Source organism: Streptococcus parasanguinis, assembly GCF_001069785.1.
Taxonomy (GTDB): domain Bacteria; phylum Bacillota; class Bacilli; order Lactobacillales; family Streptococcaceae; genus Streptococcus; species Streptococcus parasanguinis_T.
In genome coordinates, this window is record NZ_JVSR01000107.1 from 1 (window position 1) to 3,354 (window position 3,354).

General features: G+C 31.9%; 2 protein-coding genes and 1 pseudogene. All 3 read right to left on the reverse strand.

Annotated features, from left to right (window positions below):
* Positions 1-260: 260 nt before the first annotated feature.
* Positions 261-896 (reverse strand): ABC transporter ATP-binding protein, encoded by a 636-nt coding sequence (locus ADG03_RS09955; protein ID WP_003003180.1) that lies wholly within the window; start codon positions 894-896, stop codon positions 261-263.
* Positions 897-898: 2 nt separating this feature from the next.
* The gene (locus tag ADG03_RS09960; protein ID WP_049473279.1) at positions 899-2,908 is read right to left on the reverse strand and encodes a DUF1430 domain-containing protein; all 2,010 of its coding nucleotides are present in this window, start codon (positions 2,906-2,908) and stop codon (positions 899-901) included.
* Positions 2,909-2,955: 47 nt separating this feature from the next.
* Positions 2,956-3,123 (reverse strand): annotated as a pseudogene (locus ADG03_RS11905) (lactococcin 972 family bacteriocin); the annotation flags it as partial.
* Positions 3,124-3,354: the final 231 nt, after the last annotated feature.

A 3,354-nucleotide genomic window follows, 5' to 3' on the forward strand; every position in this document is an offset into this window, starting at 1 on the left:
TCTATAAAAAAATACGGAAATCAAAACATATTAGTCAAGAGGAAGTTTGCGCTGTAGTTTTACTAAATCTCTACGACTATAGATTAAAAATGTATACACTTCTATACAAATAGTAGAAAAGGACTCAGTCCTGTGCAATACAGAACTAAATCCTTTGGATAAATTATTAATCTAACTATTTGGGTGCACTTAACTTTCGGGATGTTTTGTTAGGAAATGAATATGTAACGTAATGAAAATCTGTGCTATTACCCTATTCTTCATTGACTAATTTTTAGGCTTACCACTTGATCAGCTTGTTTCCAAATGGTTGGATTATGTGTTGCAATAATGATCAGACGTTCCTTATTTTTTAATGTTAGGAGTAAGTCCATAATCTCCTGTGAGGTTTCAGGATCAAGAGCGGCAGTTAATTCATCTGCCAAAATTAGAGGAGGATCTTTTAAAATGATCTTTGCCAAGGCTACACGTTGTGCTTCTCCTCCAGAAAGCTCATATACTTTTTGATCTAGTTGAATATAAGATAGTCCTACTCTATCTAATACTTCTTCTTTAGTCTCTCTCTTTTTTTGTTTGTCTAATTTATGACCAATTAATCCCAAATCTAAATTTTCTGAAACAGTTTTATTATCGATTAGTCCAAAATTCTGGAAGAGATAACCGAGTTCATTTCTGAAATAGTTTGTTGGTTTAATCTTTCGTAAATCTTTTCCTTTATATTGAATACTTCCCTGATCATAAGGTTCTAGCTTGGCTACCATATTTAGTAAGGTTGTTTTGCCACAACCACTATTTCCGATAAGAGCATAGACTTTACCTGCATCAAAATTTAAGTTCAAATCACTAAATACCGTCCGGTCCCCAAAGGTTTTTGTTAGTTGATGGATTTTAATCATTTCTATGCTCCTTTCAATATAATACTAGCCATCCTATCTTCCTTACGAGAACGATGCATTAGTATTAAAATAGAATTCAAACCAAAGACGCAAGAGGTTAGAAAGACTACCCAAAGTTTATTTGTTAGCAAAAGACCAATAGCCCCTCCCAAAATGAAGATAACTATTTGCCAGATAAAAAATTTCTGGTGTAACTCAAAAAAATTTAATCCTGATATTTTCTTAATAAGAATAGTTTTACGAAATTCTTCAAAGTAGAGGATTGTCATTGTATTAAAGAGTAGAATTGAGGTAGCAATACCTAGAAAACCACCAGCAATGATTGTCAATATTTCAACTTGAATGTTGTGACTCATACCACGATAAACATAATAGGCAAGATCATACTGACTGATATATTTCTTTATTCCACCTTGTTCAACTAGTTTTTTAGTGGCATCCAAACCTTTAAAATACAGATAATCAGATGGATAAGTGAAGAAATCATTTCGATTTTTTCCAAAAGAGCTTGGTTTAAGGACAATAAGTATAGGATCACTTAGAAATTGTTGATATGAGATTGGTGTAGAATTATATACGAAACGCTTCTTATTGTTTGAAATATAGAAAACACGAGCTTTCATAGCCTGTTGAATTTTATTTCCCTTATCGTTTCGAATCGCTAGGAAATCTTCATAAATTTGACGCAATTTATCTTCTTGATCTTTTAATTTTTCAGGCAATAGTAGTCCAAATTCTCCTTCTCCAAGGCTATTAATGCTCTTCTTATCTTCTTCATTTAATTCTACATTCTGAACATCTAGATAATTAGGAGTCACATATAAGCTATTAGCATACGGATTGTAGTCATTTATCGACATTTTTCCCATTAAGGGATGTGAAGACAGACCTTTTAGATCGAATGATGCAAGTGGATGCTGAACAAGCATTCCTCCATTCTGAATGCCAGTTTCTATGAAGTTTTTCCATTGTTCTTCCAACATTTTTCTACTATCCTGATTTCTAGCCTCTGCCCCAAACTCCCTATTTGTTGAAAGCAATACCCAATCTTTTTGATTTGACCATGCTGTATCTCCAGCCTGATGCAATTGCCAAATAGTTGAATAGATACTTGTTCTATGAATGGTAAGTACTATTAAAAGAAAAGCAACCAATTGCCCCAAGTAAAGAATACCCATAATCTGTTTCAAAGGTAACTTTCCTTTGAGTAAAGAAACCAAATGTACCGCTTTAATACTTAAAACATAAAGAAAGCTAAAGAGTATAGAAAGGAATAAAAGTAACAAATTATAAGTTATGCTAGCTGAAAAAATAACTGGAATAGAAAATGGTGTGATAGGGAATAGACTTACACCACAGATTCCAAGAAAAACCCCTGTAATTATCCCTAAAAGTAAATCTCCACAATCACTAATAATTGAGTTTCCAAAAATCTGAGTTAGGTGCAATCCAGAAATATATCGAATCCCAACTGTTCGCATTTCCTTGGTTTTTTGAATAATCATTAAGGCTATAAAAGTTAGTAGAAAAATGACCAAAACGAGTAATTGACTACCATTTCCCATATACGTAAATAAGCTAAGAAAAATATTTGGATATGAAACAAATGTTTGTGTGAAACCCAATGATTGAAGTTCATGATTTAATCTATCTAGAGTGAGATTTCCAGATAAAATATAATAATTGGACAATAAGCCACTATTGTAAAAATCTTCTTCACTAGCTTTAACAAGGCCGTTTGGGATATGGCCAGATCCAAATATTGCATAGGAAAAATGAACCTTACCTTTATCGTCTATTGTTTCAATTTGTTCACCAATCACACTGTCTGTTTCATTTGCTAATTGATCTAAACTGTATTTTACCTGATCTTTTGATACCTCTTTGTTCTGGGAAAAAATACTAATAGCTGGAAAACTATTGTGAATAACCACATATGAGGTTGAAAAACAAATCCAAAGTAGAAAACTTGTTATAAAGATATTTGAAAGGATGACAAATAAGCGCTTCATACTTTACTCACTTTCTAAAATTTTCATGAATAGTAATATAATCTTTTCTATGAGCTATGAATTTTTTTAAATCCGTAGTTAAAATATACTGTTTCACCAAAATTTCTATTTATAAAAGCTCTTGAGGTCTGATGAGAAGGAGCGTAAGCATATGATGATTTACTATCTCTTGCACGAGTTACGCTTGACCAGTGATATTTGTAATCATGGTAATAATTTGAAAATGCACCCCAGTTATTTGGATTGTGAAAGCATTAATACAAAAAATAAATAGTGATTTTCTTTTGCATATCTGAACCTCCTTCTTCTATATATATGATATACTAAATACATAACGAAGTGTAAAAATGTAACATTTATACACATAATTAGAGGTGAAGTTGTTATGCGTTGGGATTACGGTACGATCTATAAAAAAATACGGAAATCAAAACATATTAGTCAAG

Excerpts from the sequence above, each read along its gene's own strand:
- ADG03_RS09955 (WP_003003180.1), bottom strand. The coding sequence starts at position 896 with ATGATTAAAATCCATCAACTAACAAAAACCTTTGGGGACCGGACGGTA.
- ADG03_RS09960 (WP_049473279.1), bottom strand. The coding sequence starts at position 2,908 with ATGAAGCGCTTATTTGTCATCCTTTCAAATATCTTTATAACAAGTTTT.